The organism is Streptomyces sp. 7R007, assembly GCF_054850255.1.
On the sequence record NZ_JBTWMV010000006.1, the window covers coordinates 142,938 to 159,871 of the forward strand.

The 16,934-nt window shown below is 73.0% G+C and carries 12 protein-coding genes and 1 pseudogene; 8 read left to right on the forward strand and 5 right to left on the reverse strand.

Annotated features, from left to right (window positions below):
- Positions 1 to 111 precede the first annotated feature (111 nt).
- The 4 genes from groL (at position 112) to ACYF6T_RS10575 (ending at position 5,573) form a co-directional block, all read left to right on the forward strand.
- Positions 112 to 1,734: a chaperonin GroEL gene (gene groL / locus ACYF6T_RS10560; RefSeq protein ID WP_461695401.1), complete on the forward strand. Its 1,623-nt coding sequence runs from the start codon at positions 112 to 114 to the stop codon at positions 1,732 to 1,734.
- 129 nt (positions 1,735 to 1,863) lie between these two features.
- A complete protein-coding gene (locus tag ACYF6T_RS10565; protein WP_461695402.1) occupies positions 1,864 to 3,024 on the forward strand; it encodes an NADH:flavin oxidoreductase in 1,161 nt (386 codons plus the stop codon).
- 39 nt (positions 3,025 to 3,063) lie between these two features.
- Positions 3,064 to 3,915 (forward strand): metallophosphoesterase family protein, encoded by an 852-nt coding sequence (locus tag ACYF6T_RS10570; protein ID WP_461695404.1) that lies wholly within the window; start codon positions 3,064 to 3,066, stop codon positions 3,913 to 3,915.
- A gap of 125 nt (positions 3,916 to 4,040) precedes the next feature.
- Positions 4,041 to 5,573: a carboxylesterase/lipase family protein gene (locus tag ACYF6T_RS10575; protein ID WP_461695405.1), complete on the forward strand. Its 1,533-nt coding sequence runs from the start codon at positions 4,041 to 4,043 to the stop codon at positions 5,571 to 5,573.
- Positions 5,574 to 5,578: 5 nt separating this feature from the next.
- Here ACYF6T_RS10575 and ACYF6T_RS10580 read toward each other — a convergent pair whose 3' ends face one another.
- Positions 5,579 to 6,148: a hypothetical protein gene (locus ACYF6T_RS10580; RefSeq protein ID WP_461695407.1), complete on the reverse strand. Its 570-nt coding sequence runs from the start codon at positions 6,146 to 6,148 to the stop codon at positions 5,579 to 5,581.
- Here ACYF6T_RS10580 and ACYF6T_RS10585 point away from each other — a divergent pair.
- Positions 6,092 to 6,525, forward strand: a pseudogene (locus ACYF6T_RS10585) (class I SAM-dependent methyltransferase). The gene ACYF6T_RS10580 and the pseudogene ACYF6T_RS10585 sit on opposite strands and share 57 nt — an antisense overlap.
- A gap of 108 nt (positions 6,526 to 6,633) precedes the next feature.
- Positions 6,634 to 8,166: a subtype B tannase gene (locus tag ACYF6T_RS10590; RefSeq protein ID WP_461695409.1), complete on the forward strand. Its 1,533-nt coding sequence runs from the start codon at positions 6,634 to 6,636 to the stop codon at positions 8,164 to 8,166.
- Here ACYF6T_RS10590 and ACYF6T_RS10595 read toward each other — a convergent pair.
- Genes ACYF6T_RS10595 through ACYF6T_RS10605 form a run of 3 tightly spaced genes read right to left on the reverse strand, consistent with a single transcriptional unit; the run spans position 8,163 to position 11,509 of the window.
- The gene (locus ACYF6T_RS10595) at positions 8,163 to 9,575 is read right to left on the reverse strand and encodes a PTS transporter subunit EIIC (RefSeq protein WP_461695410.1); all 1,413 of its coding nucleotides are present in this window, start codon (positions 9,573 to 9,575) and stop codon (positions 8,163 to 8,165) included. The genes ACYF6T_RS10590 and ACYF6T_RS10595 overlap by 4 nt on opposite strands.
- 16 nt (positions 9,576 to 9,591) lie before the next feature.
- Entirely contained in the window at positions 9,592 to 10,527 is a 936-nt protein-coding gene (gene murQ, locus ACYF6T_RS10600; RefSeq protein WP_461695412.1) for an N-acetylmuramic acid 6-phosphate etherase, read from the reverse strand.
- A 52-nt stretch (positions 10,528 to 10,579) separates the two neighbouring features.
- Positions 10,580 to 11,509 (reverse strand): MurR/RpiR family transcriptional regulator, encoded by a 930-nt coding sequence (locus tag ACYF6T_RS10605; RefSeq protein ID WP_461695413.1) that lies wholly within the window; start codon positions 11,507 to 11,509, stop codon positions 10,580 to 10,582.
- Positions 11,510 to 11,564: 55 nt separating this feature from the next.
- Between ACYF6T_RS10605 and ACYF6T_RS10610 the strand changes: the two genes are divergently transcribed.
- Together ACYF6T_RS10610 and ACYF6T_RS10615 are read left to right on the forward strand one after the other, a co-directional pair.
- Complete coding sequence (locus ACYF6T_RS10610) at positions 11,565 to 11,963, forward strand: hypothetical protein (protein ID WP_461695415.1); 399 nt, start codon at positions 11,565 to 11,567, stop codon at positions 11,961 to 11,963.
- Positions 11,960 to 12,241: a DUF4031 domain-containing protein gene (locus ACYF6T_RS10615; RefSeq protein ID WP_461695416.1), complete on the forward strand. Its 282-nt coding sequence runs from the start codon at positions 11,960 to 11,962 to the stop codon at positions 12,239 to 12,241. The genes ACYF6T_RS10610 and ACYF6T_RS10615 overlap by 4 nt, the downstream gene beginning before the upstream one ends.
- Here the strand turns inward: ACYF6T_RS10615 and ACYF6T_RS10620 are convergent.
- The gene (locus ACYF6T_RS10620; protein WP_461695418.1) at positions 12,156 to 16,934 is read right to left on the reverse strand and encodes a wHTH domain-containing protein; all 4,779 of its coding nucleotides are present in this window, start codon (positions 16,932 to 16,934) and stop codon (positions 12,156 to 12,158) included. The two genes, ACYF6T_RS10615 and ACYF6T_RS10620, sit on opposite strands and share 86 nt — an antisense overlap.

Sequence of the window (16,934 nt, forward strand, 5' to 3'; positions counted from 1 at the left end):
TGAGGCCCGCGGACCGGGTGGGGCAAGGAACCCACGGGTCGGCGAGCCGTCCGTCGCGGGCGCGGGCGCGGTCCGAAGGAATCACCCCCAGTCCTGGAGGGACCACTTCACATGGCCAAGATCATCGCGTTCGACGAGGAGGCGCGGCGCGGCCTCGAGCGCGGCATGAACCAGCTCGCGGACGCCGTGAAGGTGACGCTCGGCCCCAAGGGCCGCAACGTCGTCCTCGAGAAGAAGTGGGGCGCCCCCACGATCACCAACGACGGTGTCTCCATCGCCAAGGAGATCGAACTCGAGGACCCGTACGAGAAGATCGGCGCCGAGCTGGTCAAGGAAGTCGCCAAGAAGACGGACGACGTCGCCGGTGACGGTACGACCACCGCGACCGTTCTCGCCCAGGCCCTGGTCAAGGAGGGCCTGCGCAACGTGGCCGCCGGCGCCAACCCGATGGCCCTCAAGCGCGGCATCGAGAAGGCCGTCGAGGCCGTCTCCGGTGCCCTGCTGGAGCAGGCGAAGGACGTCGAGACCAAGGAGCAGATCGCCTCCACGGCCTCCATCTCCGCCGCCGACACCCAGATCGGCGAGCTCATCGCCGAGGCCATGGACAAGGTCGGCAAGGAAGGCGTCATCACCGTCGAGGAGTCCCAGACCTTCGGTCTGGAGCTGGAGCTCACCGAGGGTATGCGCTTCGACAAGGGCTACATCTCGGCGTACTTCGCCACCGACATGGAGCGTATGGAGGCGTCCCTCGACGACCCGTACATCCTGATCGCCAACTCCAAGATCTCCTCGGTCAAGGACCTGCTCCCGCTGCTGGAGAAGGTCATGCAGTCGGGCAAGCCGCTGCTGATCATCGCCGAGGACGTCGAGGGCGAGGCCCTGTCGACCCTGGTCGTCAACAAGATCCGCGGCACCTTCAAGTCCGTCGCCGTCAAGGCCCCGGGCTTCGGCGACCGCCGCAAGGCCATGCTCGGCGACATCGCCATCCTCACGGGCGGCGAGGTCATCTCCGAGGAGGTCGGCCTCAAGCTGGAGAACGCGACCCTGGACCTCCTGGGCCGCGCCCGCAAGGTCGTCATCACCAAGGACGAGACCACCATCGTCGACGGTGCCGGCTCCTCCGACCAGGTCAACGGCCGCGTCAACCAGATCCGCGCCGAGATCGAGAACAGCGACTCCGACTACGACCGCGAGAAGCTTCAGGAGCGCCTGGCGAAGCTCGCCGGCGGTGTCGCGGTCATCAAGGCCGGTGCCGCCACCGAGGTGGAGCTCAAGGAGCGCAAGCACCGCATCGAGGACGCCGTGCGCAACGCCAAGGCGGCCGTCGAGGAGGGCATCGTCGCCGGTGGTGGCGTGGCCCTGCTCCAGGCCTCCCAGGTCTTCGAGAAGCTGGAGCTGGAGGGTGACGAGGCGACCGGCGCCCAGGCGGTCAAGCTCGCGCTCGAAGCCCCGCTGAAGCAGATCGCCGTCAACGCCGGCCTGGAGGGCGGCGTCGTGGTGGAGAAGGTCCGCAACCTCACCCCGGGCCACGGCCTGAACGCCGCGACCGGTGAGTACGTCGACCTGGTCAAGGAAGGCATCATCGACCCGGCGAAGGTCACGCGCTCCGCTCTGCAGAACGCCGCCTCCATCGCCGCGCTCTTCCTCACCACCGAGGCCGTCATCGCCGACAAGCCGGAGAAGGCCGCCGCGCCCGCCGGTGGCGGCATGCCGGGCGGTGACATGGACTTCTGATCGACCTCCGGGGCTCCGGCCTCCGGTTGATCAACGTCCTTGCCGAGGGCGGCACTTCCGGGATTCCCCGGGGGTGCCGCCCTCGGGCGTGTCCGGGGTCACAGAGGGATTGGTTAAGGTAGTGCAACAATGCATACGCACATACCGTCCGGTTATCTCCGAGGAGTCCCCCACGTGACCGCCACCCCTTCCCGCGCCGCGGAGATCCTCTCCCGCCCCGCCACGATCAACGGTCTGACCGTCCCGAACCGCATCGCGATGGCGCCGATGACCCGGATGTTCTCCCCGGGCGGCGTCCCGGGCGAGGACGTGGTGTCGTACTACGCGCGCCGGGCCGCCGCCGGTGTCGGCCTGATCGTCACCGAGGGCACCTACGTCGGCCACGAGTCGGCCGGACAGAGCGACCGCGTCCCCCGCTTCCACGGGGAGGAGCAGCTCGCGGGCTGGGCGAAGGTCGCCGAGGCCGTGCACGCGGCGGGCGGCACGATCGTGCCGCAGCTATGGCACATCGGCACCGTCCGCAACCAGGGTGAGCCGCCCTACCCGCAGGCCCCCTCGCACGGCCCCTCCGGCCTGCGGGTCACCGGCGTCGACGACGCGACCCCCATGACCCAGGCCGACATCGACGCCGTCATCGGCGCGTTCGCCGAGGCCGCGGCCGCCGCCGAGCGCATCGGCTTCGACGGCGTGGAGCTGCACGGCGCCCACGGCTACCTGATCGACCAGTTCCTGTGGGCCGGCACCAACCGCCGCACGGACGCCTACGGCGGCGACCCGGTCGCCCGTACCAAGTTCGCCGCCGAGATCGTGGCCGCCGTCCGCGAGACCGTCTCCCCCGACTTCCCCGTCATCTTCCGCTACTCGCAGTGGAAGCAGGAGGCGTACAAGGCCCGGCTCGCCGAGACGCCCGAGGAGCTGGAGGCCATCCTCACGCCGCTGGCCGCCGCCGGCGTCGACGCCTTCCACGCCTCCACGCGCCGCTACTGGCTGCCCGAGTTCGACGGCTCCGACCTCAACCTGGCCGGCTGGACGAAGAAGCTCACCGGCAAGACCACCATCACCGTCGGCTCGGTCGGCCTCGACGGCGACTTCATCCGCGCCTTCGCGGGCGAGGGCTCCCCGGTCAAGGGCATCGACGACCTGCTCGACGCCCTGGAGCGCGAGGAGTACGACCTGGTCGCCGTCGGCCGCGCCCTGCTCCAGGACCCCGAGTGGGCCCGCAAGGTCCTCGACGGCCGCTTCGAGGAACTGAAGCCGTACGACGCGGCGGCCCTGAAGACGCTGAGCTGAGCACCGCCTCCGGCAGCCTGTGAAGGTAGTGTCCGGGAGATGCGGATACTTCACCTCTCGGACACCCATGTCGAACGCACCGACGCCCGCGGGGCCCACGCCACCGACTCGTTGCGGCTGATGCTCGCCGAACTCCGGTACCAGCAGGGCGTGGACGCGGTCGTCGTCACCGGGGACATCGCCGACGACGGGTCGGTGGAGGCGTACACGACCGTGCGGGAGCTCATGACGGAGTTCGGGCGGGAGATGGGCGCGCCCGTCCTCTACACCACCGGCAACCACGACGAACGCACGGCCTTCGGGAAGGTCCTGGGCTGCGGGCACCACGAGCCGGACGCCGTCTTCGAATCGGAGGCCGGGGAGCGGGCCGCGGTGAGCACGGTGGGCGGGTGGCGCATCGTGACGCTGGACTCGCTCGTGCCGGGGAAGGTGTACGGGCGGTTGGGCGCGGGCCAACTGGAGTGGCTGCGGGATGTGTTGAGCGTCCCCGCCGAGCACGGCACCGTCCTCGCCTTCCACCATCCGCCGATCGCCCTCGACATCTCGGCCACCCAGCCGGTCTTCGGGCTGCGCAACCCGCGGGAGCTGGCGGACGCGGTCCGGGGGAGCGACGTACGGGCGGTGCTGACCGGGCACTACCACCTCCAGCTCTTCGGGATGCTGGAGTCGGTGCCGGTCTGGGTCACGCCCGGCGTCGTCAACCGCATCGACCTGACGACCCGGCCCGGCACCGAGCGCGCGGTGCGCGGGGCGTCGGCCTCGCTGGTGGAACTGGGCGGGGAGACGGGGCCGATGTTCCACACCTTCCACGCACGGGACCCGCGGGCGCACGAGACGGTGTACGAACTGGACGAGGAGCGGACCCGCGAGCTGATCCGCAAGCACGGCTGAATCCGCGAGCACGGCTGAATCCGCGAGCACGGCTGAATCCGCGAGCACGGCTGAATCCGCGAGCGGCAGGCTGGTCGGGAGCGTGGTTACCAGCGCGCGTGATCGCTGACTAGTGAGGAGTCACCATGACGGCAGTCGAGCCCGGGTCTCGGGACGTCGTGCGCACCGCCGCCGGAGCGGTGCGCGGGCGGCGCGAGGAGGGCCTCACGGTCTTCCGCGGCATACCGTTCGCCGAGCCCCCCGTCGGCCAGGCCCGGTTCGGGGCACCCCGGCCCGTGCGGGCGTGGGAGGGCACCCGGGAGGCGTACGCCTTCGGCCCGCCGCCCCCGCAGGAGTCGGCTTTCGCGGGCCGCAGCGCCGTCCAGGAGACGCCGCTCGGGGACGACTGGCTGACCGTCAACGTCTGGACTCCGGACGCCGATCCGGCCGCCCGGCGCCCGGTCATGGTGTGGATCTACGGCGGCGCCTACAAGCTGGGCCACTCGGGCAGCCCCGGCTACGACGCCCAGCACATCGCCCGTGCCGGGGACGTGGTCGTCGTCAGCCTCAACTACCGGCTCGGCATGGAGGGGTTCGCGCACATCGAGGGCGCGCCGGCCAACCGGGGGCTGCTGGACCAGGTGGCGGCGCTGGAGTGGGTACGGGACAACATCGCGGAGTTCGGCGGCGACCCCGGCCAGGTCACCGTGTTCGGCGAGTCGGCGGGCGCGGGGTCGGTCGCCTCCCTCCTCGCCATGCCGAGCGCGCGGGGCCTGTTCCGGCGGGCGATCGCGCAGAGCGTGCCCGGCACGTACTTCTCCGACGAACTGGCCCGTGACATCGCCTCCGCCCTCGCCGCGGAGGCGGGCCTGCGCCCGACGGTCGCCGACCTGGCCACCGTGGACCCGCGTCAACTCCCCTCGGCCGGTGAGGCGTTGGCGTCCACCATGCGGCGGTACGAGGACCGGTGGGGCCGGGTCGCGCCCACCGTGACGCCGTTCTCGCCGGTCGTGGACGGCGAGGTGCTGCCGACCACGCCGTGGCGGGCGCTGGCGGAGGGGGCCGGCCGGGACGTGGATCTGCTGGTGGGGCACAACCGCGACGAGTGGCAGCTGTTCCTCGTCATGGCCGGGCAGCTCGGCAAGATCGGCGAGGAGCGGGCGGCGTGGGCGCTGCGCACGTTCGGTCCGGGCCCGGACGCCGAAGCGGCCTACCGGGCGGCCTTCCCCGACGCGACGCCGGAACAGCTCTACGTCCGCGTCCAGACGGACTGGCTCTTCAGCATGCCGTCCCTGGGCCTCGCGGAGGCGCAGGTCGCCGGGGGCGGGCGCGCGCACGTCTACGAACTGACCTGGCCGGCACCGGGCGCCGGGGGCGCCCTCGGGGCCTGTCACGGCCTGGACATCCCGCTGCTGTTCGGCACGTACGAGGCGGACCTGGGCGCCCTGCTGTTCGCGGGAAGCGGGGTGCCGGAGGAGGCTCGAGCGCTGTCGGAGCGCTTCCGCGCCTCCTGGACGGCGTTCGCGCGGAGCGGGGACCCGGGCTGGCCGTCGTACGACCCCGGCCGGCGGCTGGTGCAGGTGCTGGACGCGCGGCCGGAGGTGCGGGCGTATCCGGAGGAGACGTCGAGGCGGCTGTGGGAGGGACACGACTTCGCGGAGCTGCCGCTGCTGGCCTGAGAGCCCTACAGGTTGCCCATCGGCTCGATGTCGACCTTCACCGGGGTGCCCCACACCCGCAGTACCTCGTAGTCGGTGAACTCGTGCACGAGCCGGTACGCCATCGCCGGCCGCGGTCCGCGGCGCTGCGCGGCCAGGTACAGCTCGGCCTCCCGGCGGTCGCGCCTCGGCGTCCCGCACAACTGCCACTCCTGCCCGTTCCACAGCTCCGGCAGCCACCGCTGCTGGGGCTGCGGGCGGTCACCGCGGACGCCGTAGCGGGAGGGCGCGTGCTCGGTGGGCGCCTGGGGCAGGGGCCCACCGCTGTACTCGGCCCGCCGCGCGGCCCGGCGCCGGGTCTCGCACAGCAGACACAGGTCGGGGGCGCCTTCGTCGACGGGGCCGTGGGGGTGCTCCGGGCACCGCGTGCTGGGCGCGGCGCCGGAGACACTCTCGTCCAGCAGTTCCAGCGCACGCCGGAGATCGGCCTTGACCTCGTGCAACTTGCCGTCGGGCGTATCGGCCCCGAGCGCTTCCCCATGCTCCCCGAGCAACCGGAGAGCGCGACCGAGGGCGGTGAGTTGGGCGTGGTTCATAAGGACAGTCTGTACACGAGCGGTCCGTCCGTGCGCGGGTGGGCGCGAGACCTCGCGGGGACAGGCCGGGCGCTGGACGTCGGCTGCGGTGCCGGGGATCTGGCTCGGCTGCGTGCGGGGCGGGCGGTGGAGGCGGTCGGGGTCGACGGGCTGCCCCCGGGCCGTACGACGTCATCACCTGTGTCGCCGTACTGCGTCATCTGCCGCTCACCGACACCCTCACCCGGCTCCGGGAACTCCTCGCGCCCGGAGGTCGGGTTCGGGAGGTCGCGCGGGAGGCGTGGCGGCTGCTGCCAGGGGCCCGGCTGCGGCGGCGGCTGTGCTGGCGCTACACGCTGCTGCGGCGGGATTCGGCCAACTCCGCCGGGTCGGGGTGAAGTGTTGACGATTTTGGCGGCAACGTGCGGCGTTCGGCGGCATCCTTGAGGCACCGCTGCTGCACTCAGTCCGCACGAGCGCCAACACAAGAGACGGAAGTGAAGCGAGTGAAGCGCAGAACCGTGGTCAAGGGGCTCACCGCAGCCGCCGTGGTGCCGTCCGTCGTAGCAGCCGCCCCCGCGCGGGCCGCGGCCAGGGGGAGCGCCGCCGCCACCTCCCTGGTCTTCGACCCGGCCGCCTACACCGAGCTCACCCTCGCCATCACCGACACGGCCGGCACCGCCCACGAGGTCGTCTACCACTTCTACAAGGTCGCCTCGTACGTGGCGAACCCGGTCGACGTCACCTACCAGGGGCTCAACGTCAGCGTGCCGGTCACGATCGACGGCAGCGCGGTCGACGCCACCGACGCGCCCATCCTGTTCGCCAACTCCGTCGGCGGCTACATGCCGTCCTCCGTCGCGAACGCCACCGGCATCGGCGGCGGTGCCGGCGGCCCGGGCGGTCCCGGCGGACCCGGTGGCCCCGGCGGCGGCCCGAACCGCACCCTGCTCGCCCTCCTCGCCGGGTACGTGGTCGTCGAGCCCGGCGCCCGCGGCCGTACGCTCGTCGACGCCGACGGGGTCTACTACGGCGTCGCGCCCGCCGCGATCGTCGACCTCAAGGCCGCCGTGCGGTACGTGAAGTTCAACCGGGGCCGCATCCCCGGCAACGTCGAACGGATCGTCTCGTCCGGCACCAGCGCCGGCGGCGCCCTGTCCGCGCTGCTGGGCGCCTCCGGCGACAGCCCGCTCTACGACCCGTACCTCGGCGCCATCGGCGCGGCCGACACCAGCGACGCCGTGTTCGCCAGCGGCGACTGGTGCCCGATCACCGACCTCGAACACGCCGACATGTCGTACGAGTGGTGCTGGGGCACGAACCCGCTCGCCGACGGCTCCTCCGTCGACCAGACCGTCTCCGGCGAGCTGAAGGCCCAGTTCACGGACTATCTCGCCGCGCTGCGCCTGACCGCGCCCGGATACGGCCGCCTCACCGTGCGCAACCTCGACGACTACCTGGTCCGCACCCACCTGGAGCCCTCGGCGACCCGCTACCTCGCCGCCCTGTCCGACGCCGACCGGGCCGCCTACCTCGCGGCCAACCCCTTCATCGGCTGGGACGGCACGCAGGCGACCTTCACCTGGGCGGACTTCCTCACCCACGTCGGCGCCCGCAGGAAGGGCGCGCCCTCCTTCGACGCCTTCGACCTGTCGACGCCGGAGTGCAACGAGTTCGGCAACGGCACGACGGCCGCGCGCCACTTCACGCCGTACGCGCTCGACCACGACACGACCGGCTCCACCGCGACCCGGCTCGACCAGGACATCCCCGAGAAGCTCGCGACGATGAACCCGATGTACCACCTGGTCGAGAAGGTCAACCCGCACCGCGCGCACCACTGGTGGATCCGCCTCGGCACGAAGGACAGCGACACCTCGCTGACCATCGCCGCCAACCTCGCCGCCCGCCTGCGCAACCTCGGTGACGACGTCGACCTCCGGTACTACTGGGACGCCGGCCACGGCGCCGACCAGGACCCCGGTGACTTCGTCACCTGGATCGCCGCGATCAGCGGCTACACCGCCAAGCGCCGCTAGGGACCCACCCGGGGCCGGCGCCCGGGGCCGCTGTCGGAGGCGGCCCCGGGCGACACCGGGCCGAAGCCGAAGGCGTACGTCGTCAGGAACCCCACCGTGTACGCCGTGCCCAGGCCGCCCGCGTAGAGCGCCGCCGTGAGGGCCGGGGAGCCGTTGCCCGACAGAAGGGGGAACAGGGCCCAGCCCGAGGGGCCGATCGCCGTCGCTCCCACCCTGGTGCCGAGCGTCGCGAAGAAGCCGACGAAGGCGCCGCCCGCCGCCCCTCCCACGCAGGCGGTCAGGAACGGGCGGCCCAGCGGCAGGCAGACGCCGTAGATGAGGGGTTCGCCCACGCCCAGGAGGCCGGCCGGGAGGGCGGATCTGATCGTCGTGCGCAGGGACGTGTCGTGGCGCAGACGGACGTACACCGCCAGGGCCGCGCCCACCTGGCCCGCGCCCGCCATCGCCAGGAGCGGGAGCAGGACGGTGTAGCCCTGCTGTTCGATGAGCGTGGTGTGCAGGGGGATCAGGGCCTGGTGGAGGCCCAGCATGACGAGGGGGAGGAAGAGGCCGCCGAGGACCAGCCCGGCCAGCGGGCCCGTCGTCGTCAGGAGCCGGTCGGACGCCGTGCCGATGGCCGACGAGACGGTGCCGGCCGCGTACATGAGGCCGTAGAGCGTCGCCAGGCCGGCGACGAGGACGGTGAGGGTGGGGGTGAGGAGGACGTCGAGGGTGGCCGGCATCCAGGTGCGGCACCACTTCTCGACGTACGTCCCCAGCAACGCGGCGGCCAGCGCGCCGAGCACCCCGCCCTGGCCGGGGGCGAGGGCGACCCCGAAGGCCGTCACCTTCGCCACCCCCGGGTAGACGACGGTCGCCGCCACCGCCCCGCCCAGCACCGGCGTGCCGCCGAACTCCTTCGCCGTGTTGTGGCCGACGAAGACGGCGATCAACGCCATGAAGGCCGAGGAGAGCACCGAGAGGGACGGGGTGAGGGACGGAAGCCGACCCAGGTTCAGCAGCAGGCCGTTGACGCCCGTCAGGACTCCGCAGCCGACGAGGGCGGGGATGAGCGGGACGAAGACGTTCGCGACGCGGCGCAGCAGGGCTTTGCCGGGGGTCGCGTTGCGTCGGCGCTGTGAGGCCCGCAACCGCTCGCCGCGCGCGGCCAGTGGGGACGCCGGGGTGAGGAGCGCCGTCAGGTCCGCCGTCACCCGCGTCACCGCTCCCGGCCCCAGCACGATCTGGTACGTCTCGTCGGACACCACCCCGAGCACTCCCGGCACCCGCCGGACCGCCTCCTCGTCCACCAGGGAACGGTCGGCCAGACCCAGGCGCAGGCGGGTCATGCAGTGCGCGACGGAGGTGATGTTGGCGGGGCCGCCCACGAGGGGGAGGAGGGCGGCGGCGAGGGTCTCGGTGCTCGGCATGGGCCGAGCGTGCAGGTCAGCGTGGTGCCGCCGCCAGCGCGGCGCGCAGATGGCCGCCGGACTCCTCCAGAAGGCGGGTGGCCGTGGGGCCGTCGACGCCGGCCAGGAGGGCGAGGATCGCGTGCTTGACCTCGCCGTCGGTGGCCGCCAGGGCCCGTTCGACCTCGTCGTCCGTCGCGCCCGTGGCGAGCGCGACGATGCGGCGGGAGCGGGCGCGCAGCTTGGCGTTCGAGGCGCGTACGTCGACCATCAGGTTCCCGTACGTCTTGCCCAGGCGGATCATCGTGATCGTCGAGAGCATGTTGAGGACGAGCTTCTGGGCGGTGCCGGCCTTGAGGCGGGTGGAGCCGGTGAGCAGCTCGGGGCCGACGACGACCTCGATGCCGTGGTCCGCGGCGGCCGCCAGCGCGCTGTTCGGGTTGCAGGCCAGCCCGATGGTCAGGGCGCCCAGCGCGCGGGCGTGCTCCACCGCGCCGATCGCGTACGGCGTGCGTCCGGACGCGGAGACGCCGACCACCGTGTCGGCGGGGGTGAGGGCGAGGGTGTCCAGGTCGGCGCGGGCGAGCTCGGCGGAGTCCTCGGCGCCCTCGACGGAGGTGACCATGGCGGGTGGGCCGCCCGCGATCAGGCCGACGACCTGCTCGGGCTCGGTGTTGAAGGTGGGCGGGCACTCGGAGGCGTCCAGTACACCGAGCCGGCCGGCGGTGCCGGCACCGGCGTAGACCAGCCGGCCGCCGCGTGCCATGCGCTCGGCGACGGCGTCGATGGCGGCGGCGATGGCCGGGAGCTGCCGGGCGACGGCCTGCGGGACGGTGGTGTCCTCGCCGTTCATGAGACGGGCGATGTCGAGGGTGGGCAGCTGGTCGATGTCGGCGAGTTCGGGGCGGAAGGCCTCGGTGGTCAGCGATTCCAACTCGGCGCGCAGATCACGGGGGTTGGAGGTGGAGGTCATCGGGGCGGCTCTTTCGGTCAGTACGAGGGTCCGGGAGGAAGACGGGGAGGTGCTACCGCCGGTGCCGGTGCGCGAGCGCCTCGTACGACGCCGCCAGCGCGGGCGCGGCCGTGTCGTACGTCCTTTGGGCCACCCCCACGAACAGGCAGTCCACGACCAGCAGTTGGCTCGTCCGGGACGACATCGCCGCGGGGCGCAGCTCGCTCTCCCGCGCGGTCGAGGTGGTCAGTACGTGGTCGGCGTACTGGGCGACCGGGCCGTCCGGCCGCCCGGTGATCGCCACCGTCGTGGCCCCGTGCTCGAAGGCCACCCGCAGCGGCTCGATGACGTCGCCCGTCGACCCGGAGTGCGTGATCGCGATGGCGACGTCGCCGCCGCGCAGCTGCACCGCGTTCGTCACCGCGAGGTGCGGGTCGCTGTGCGCGTGGGCCATGAGCCCTATCCGCAGCAGCTTCTGCGCCAGGTCCTGGGCGACCAGGCCGGAGGCGCCGACCCCGTACACGTCGATGCGCCGCGCGCTCGCCGCGGCGGTGACCGCGGCCCCCAGCTGGACGGTGTCGAGGCCGGCCGCCGTGTCCGCGAGGGTCTGCTGCTCGTCGTAGGCGAGTTTCGCGACGACGTCGGCGATGGGGTCGTCGACCGCTATGTCGGTGGTGATGGCGGGGGCGCGCCCCGACTGCTGCTGGGCGGCCAGGCCCGCGAGGGCGAGGCGCAGGTCGCGGTAGCCGGGGTAGCCGAGCAGCCGGGCCGTGCGCACGACCGTCGCCTCGCTGGTGCCGGTGAGCTCGGCGAGGCCGGTGACCGTGAGCGCCGCGCAGCCGGCCGGGTCGTTCGCGACGGCTTCGGCGACGCGCTGCATGGAGCGGGTCATGGAGGGCGCGAGGGTGCGCACCTTGGCGGCGAGGGCGGCCGGTGCGGGCGGGGCGCCGGGCGTGCCCTGGCCGAGGGGGGTGCCGAAAATTTCCTTCACGTCCTGGGTCACGTATGAAAGATATTTTCGGTTCGGTGGTGTGGTCAAGAGTGCGCACAATGGGGGCATGGACGATCCCTCCGGCACCCCTGTCAGCCCCCTGGAACAGGCGTTGCACGCGGCCCGCGCCCTGGTGCTCGCCGACCTGGTCGCGGGGCGGGTCGCCGACGCGGACGTGGTCTCGCTGGTCGAGGAGTCCGTCGTGCAGCGGCGCTGGTGGGTGGAGCAGTGGCCGGACGGCGCGGACTTCGTGGCCGGTCTGGTCGCCCAGGACGTCCAGGACGCCCTCCTCGAACGGCACGGGCGCTGGCCCCTGTGCCCGGTCTGCGGCGCGGGCGACCCGCACGCCCTGGAGGTCGAGCCGGAGCTGGGCCCCGACCCGCACTGGGTCTGCCACCAGGCCGGCGTGAAGGTCGCGGCCGTGGGCTCCCTCGGGCGGGCCGCGGGCGGGACGCCGTCCTCGTGACGCTCTACATCGACCCACCGGACTGGCCCGGCCACGGCCGCATGTGGTCCCACCTCATCAGCGACGTCTCCCACGAGGAACTCCGCCTGTTCGCCGACGGGTTGGGCATCCCCCGGCGCGCCTTCGAACGCGACCACTACGACATCCCCGCGCACCGGTACGCGGAGGTGGTGCGCGCCGGCGCGGTGGAGGTCAGCAGCCGGGAGGTGGTGCGGCTGCTGAACCGGGCGGGGTTGCGGCGGCGGAAGGGGCGGAGCGTTCCTCCTCGGCAGGGGTGAACCAGGTCTCGGCCTCGTGGCGGATGCCCAGGCCGGTGGCCGTGAGGGCGGTCTCGCGCAGGGTCCTGCCGGCGCGCATGGCCGTCAGGGCCAGGGAGACGAGGGAGACCGTGGCGCCTTCGTAGGGGATGAGGGGAGACCGGCCCGGGTCGCTCAGCGCGTCGAGGACGCGTTCCTCCAGGCGCCGTTCCTCCAGCCACGCGTCGGAGGGCGGGATCACCTCGTAGCCCAGGGCGGTGAGCGAGGCGGCTGTCTCGTCGTACGACCGCCCGGAGTGGTGGGCCGCCGCCCGGACGGCGTCCGGGGAGACGGGGCCGGCCTTCTCCGGCTCCGGGTACAGCTCGAAGATCAGCGTCTGGACGTCCTGTTCGCGCAGCGGGGCGACGGCCTCCGGGTCGAAGGCGAAGCGGTAGCCCAGGTCGGTGAGCCGGTCGACCGCCTTGGCCAGGGTGAGCTTGCTCTCGTGCGCGGCCCGGGCGACGCGGGGCAGGGAGACCGGGCGGTCCAGGTCGGCCAGTGCGGCGTCCGTGCCGAGGAAGGTGATGTCCTCGCGGGAGGGAAGGTCCTCGTCGCCGGGTACGTCGGGAGTGCGGTAGCCGAGCTCACGGAGCCGTTCGGCGAGGACGCGGGCGGGGCGGTTGAGGCGGCGCGCGGCCGCCACGACGTAGCGCAGGGGTACCTCTCGGTCCACGCACGGATCACGGGCGAGCAGCGCCCGGTCGTCGTCGGTCAGTTCGGGCAGCTCCGGCGCGTCGGGCGGCAGCACGAAGCCGAGTTCGCCGAGGAGGCCGGTGACGTAACGCAGCGGCAGGTCCGTCTTGTAGGCGACGGCGGCCAGTTGGGCGAGCGAGACCCGGACCGCCTCCTCGGGCGCGGGCGGGATGTCGTACGCCGTCCACAGCTCCTCGACGACCTTGCGCTCCTCCTCGCCCCACTGCTCGCGGACCGGGCACTGATCAGGCACCCCGAAGCCCAGGTCGGCGAGGCGCCGTGCGGCCCACGGGGTGGGGCGGCCGGCCCGCACCGCGCTGACGCTGACCTGGGCGGCCGACAGGGCGGTGCCGGGCGTCAGCCAGCCCTCCGGGTCGCCCAGCGGCCGCAGCAGCGGCAGATCGGAGTGCTCGGCCCGGGCGCAGCCGCCCAGCGGCTCGGCGCGGTAGCCCAGTTCGGCCAGCCGCCGGACGACCCCGGCGGGGGAGAGCCCGGTCCGCTCGCTCAGGTCGAAGGCGTCCGCCGGACGGACGGGGACGTCGGGCGCCCGCCACTGGTACAGGGTCTTGATGCTCGGCATGCCGGTGGCGGCGAACTGCTGGGACGGCGCGTGAATGGTGAACGTGGCGCTCGACAGCGGACCCCGCAGCCAGCTCAGGCGCCGCACACGCCAGTCGGCGAACCTCTCCGTGGTGCTCAGCAGCAGCAGATCCGACGGACGCGCCCACCCGGCCCCGCCCTCCCCGTCGTCCGGCAACGAGACCTGCCCGCCCAGCCCCGCCCCGTACAGCGCCCGCAGCCGCCAGCGGAGCACGGGCAGCGGCATCGTGACGAAGTACGAGGCGAGCAGGGCCCGGTCGGGATCGCGGTAGCGACCGGTCACCAGGGGCAGCAGGTCGGTGTCGGGCGGGAAGAAGCCCACCTGGCCGAAGGGCGCGCCGACGTCGTCCTGGAGCTGCCAGGTCAGCCCGGTCGCGGGGATCTGCCCGGCCACCTGGTCGGCGAAGGCCACGGACCAGTTGCCGACGTCGTTCAGCCAGCCGGGGTTGAGCAGGTCGGTTCCGCGCGCGGTGAGGCTGGGGATGGCGTCCTTCATGCGCCTCAGCACGAGCTCCTTGTCGTAGGACCGCACGCTCTTGCGGTCCACGGTGAGCTCCGGTGCGTGCTCGCCGGTCAGGTTGACGACGGCGCCGTAGACCCGGTTGCTGTACTCGGGTTCGGCCAGCAGCCCGTCGGCGAGCAGGACGCCGTCGCCGCCGATCCACCACAGGTCCGGATCGGCCGACGGGACGCACAGGACGTGGCCCTCGCGGGCGTGGACCGCGGGCGAGTAGATCTCCAGGGTCCCCGGCGAGAGCTCCCCGGGCGGCCACTCCCGCGACCGTGCCCCGTGCGCGGCCGTCGTCCGGTACGGCGCCACCCACAGCACCGTCTCCAGCGCGTTCACGCAGGACACCGACCGGCGCTCCTTGCTGAGCAGCAGCTCCACCGTGGTGCCGGCGTCCGCGCCGGGCCCCAGGTCCTCGACGCGGAAGAAGTTGCCCGGCCCGGCGATCGTCACCCGCAACTGCCGTCCGGGCCGCCCGTCACGCCCGAGCCGGCAGGTGCGTACGACGATCTCGTCGGCCAGCATGAAGTAGCTGAGCACACCGATGCCGAAGCGCGAGTTGGGATGCAACTCCGGTTTGGGGTCCGGCAGCTGCGCCCACGCGGCCTGCTCCTCGACGTACTCCGGAAGGTCCACGAAGCGGGCGCCGCCCTGCGAGAAGACGGTGCTCAGCTCGGTCAGGCCCATGCCGATGCCGTTGTCCGTGCAGGACAGGTAGGGGCGGCCGTCGGAGCGGACGCCCTGTACGAACTCGATCCGGCCCTCCCAGTCGGCGACCGCGTGTCCGGTGCGCCGCAGGTACTGCGTGCGGCAGTCCCGGTAGCGCACGGCGTCCAGCGCGTTCTGGTACAGCTCCCGCACCGCCAGCTCGCTGTCGCCGTAGAGCTCCTCGCCCATCAGGAGTTCCTGCACGCGGTCCTCGGCCAGCTGGAAGCGGATGCCGTCGGAGAGCTGGTCGGGGGTGTTGCCGTCGAGGCGGACCCGGCCGCCGTCGGCGTAGGGCGGGAGGGTGCGCAGCGGGGCGAGGGCGGGCAGGTCGCCGCGGTTGATGTCGCGCAGCAGGACGTCGACCCGGGCCGCGTGCTCGCGCAGGGCGACCTGGACCGCCGGGTGGGTGCAGACGGCGTTGAGCGAGCGGCCCAGACCGGAGGCCCGCCAGTCGGAGCGCTGGACGGTGGTCAGCAGGTCTTCGGGGTCGACGCTGTCGTGGACGCCGATGTGCTCGACGACGATCTCGGACAGGTCGACCGGGTCCACGGCCATCGCGCAGGCGGCCTTGACCAGCGCGGTGACCAGGGCGGGGCGCACCTTGTGCTCGTGTCCCTTGCTGGCGGCGATGACGTCGTGGTCGTCGTCCGCCGTGCGCGCGCCGTACGACGGCGGGGCGGTGGTGGAGCGGCGCATGGTGAAGGGGGCCGCGCGGTGCTCCCGCAGCAGATCCGCCAGCCGCCTGCCGGAGATGGCGTCGGCGACCCAGGAAGGATGGTCACGGTCCGCGGTCACGTCCCCGAGCAGGGACTTCAGGCGTTCGGCCGTGTACAGCTCGGGCTGTTTGATGAGCCAGCGGTGGAAGAGCCACCACCTGATGCGCTGCACCGCGTCGCCGACGCCCTTCTGGTGCTCCAGCGCGCGCAACCGGCGCCTGAGCCGGGGGAAGCCCTGGGCGAACTTGTCGAAGCTGTGGTGGTCGGGGCCGTCGGCGGTCGCCTCCGCGGTGCCGGAGCCGTCGGGCCGGCCCGCCTCCGCCGTGAGGACGCCGACCCGCTGGGCCGCCTCCTGGGCCCAGAACGTCTGGGCGACGAGCGGGAAGAGGAAGGCGAGCGCGGCCTCGGTCGGCGACAGCCGCTCCTCCTTGGAGAGCTGACCGACCAGGAAGGCGAGCCGCTCGTGGGCGCGCTCGGCCAGCTCGGGGTCGTGCCAGGCGTCACCGGCCAGCGCCCGCGCCGCGCTCTCGTAGGTCTCGGCCAGCCGCCCCGCCAGCACCCGGCACACGTCCCTGAGCGTCTCCCGGGTCGGGCCCTCGGGCGTGCGGTGCCACGGGTACTCGTCGACGCTCCGCACCCAGGGGTGCACCTCGGTGCGCCGCTGCGCCCCCGTCAGCAGGGGGAAGTCGCCCCCGTCGGCGTCGCTCTCGCAGGTCACGCGCACCTGCTGCGGCTCGCCCCGCTTCCCGTACGCCCGGTGGTAGACGTCGACCCGCTCCTGCACGAGCCGGGCGAACTCCCGCAGGCCCAGGGCGTGCGGGTCGGCGGCGACCACGTCCGCGACCGCCCGCGAGAAGAGGCTGAACGACTCGCCCGCCTGCGTGCCCACGTCGACGCCGGGCCGTACGGTGTCCGTCTCCCGTACGAACAGGGCCGGCTGGGGTGCCGCGCAGGCGTGGACGTAGGCGACCTTGCGGCGCAGGGCGGCGTAGATCTCGGGGGCCTTCCAGGGCCGCGTGCCGGGGATCGACTTGGTGTCCGGCGCCCGGCCCTCGCGGCAGGCGTCGATGAGGAAGACCACGCGTTCGGCGGGGGACTTCTCCACCTCCTTGTGCCAGCCGATCTCGATGCAGCCGTCGGTGAAGGGCTCGGCGTCGGGGGCGTCCTCCGGGACGAGGTAGTCCCTGCCCTCGATGTGGATGCCGTGCCCGCTGAGCACGACGAGCAGCGTGTCCCCGGCACGGGCCTCGCCCAGGAGGCGGTGGACGGCTCCGCGCACGGTGTTCTGGGTGATGCCGCGCCGGTTCTCCAGGACCTCGGCCTGGAAGCCGCGGCCGGTCAGGACCTCGCGCAGCCGCTGGAGGTCGTCCCGGACGAAGAGCAGGTCGCCGTAGCCGGGGATGTCGGAGTAGTCGCCGGCTCCGATGAGCAGCGCCTTGTGCTGGGGCAT

Bases quoted from the DNA above. Each gene is read 5' to 3' on its own strand.
- groL (WP_461695401.1), top strand. From the start codon at position 112: ATGGCCAAGATCATCGCGTTCGACGAGGAGGCGCGGCGCGGCCTCGAG.
- ACYF6T_RS10565 (WP_461695402.1), top strand. From the start codon at position 1,864: ATGCATACGCACATACCGTCCGGTTATCTCCGAGGAGTCCCCCACGTG.
- ACYF6T_RS10570 (WP_461695404.1), top strand. From the start codon at position 3,064: ATGCGGATACTTCACCTCTCGGACACCCATGTCGAACGCACCGACGCC.
- ACYF6T_RS10575 (WP_461695405.1), top strand. From the start codon at position 4,041: ATGACGGCAGTCGAGCCCGGGTCTCGGGACGTCGTGCGCACCGCCGCC.
- ACYF6T_RS10580 (WP_461695407.1), bottom strand. From the start codon at position 6,148: ATGAACCACGCCCAACTCACCGCCCTCGGTCGCGCTCTCCGGTTGCTC.
- ACYF6T_RS10595 (WP_461695410.1), bottom strand. From the start codon at position 9,575: ATGCCGAGCACCGAGACCCTCGCCGCCGCCCTCCTCCCCCTCGTGGGC.
- murQ (WP_461695412.1), bottom strand. From the start codon at position 10,527: ATGACCTCCACCTCCAACCCCCGTGATCTGCGCGCCGAGTTGGAATCG.
- ACYF6T_RS10610 (WP_461695415.1), top strand. From the start codon at position 11,565: ATGGACGATCCCTCCGGCACCCCTGTCAGCCCCCTGGAACAGGCGTTG.
- ACYF6T_RS10620 (WP_461695418.1), bottom strand. From the start codon at position 16,934: ATGCCCCAGCACAAGGCGCTGCTCATCGGAGCCGGCGACTACTCCGAC.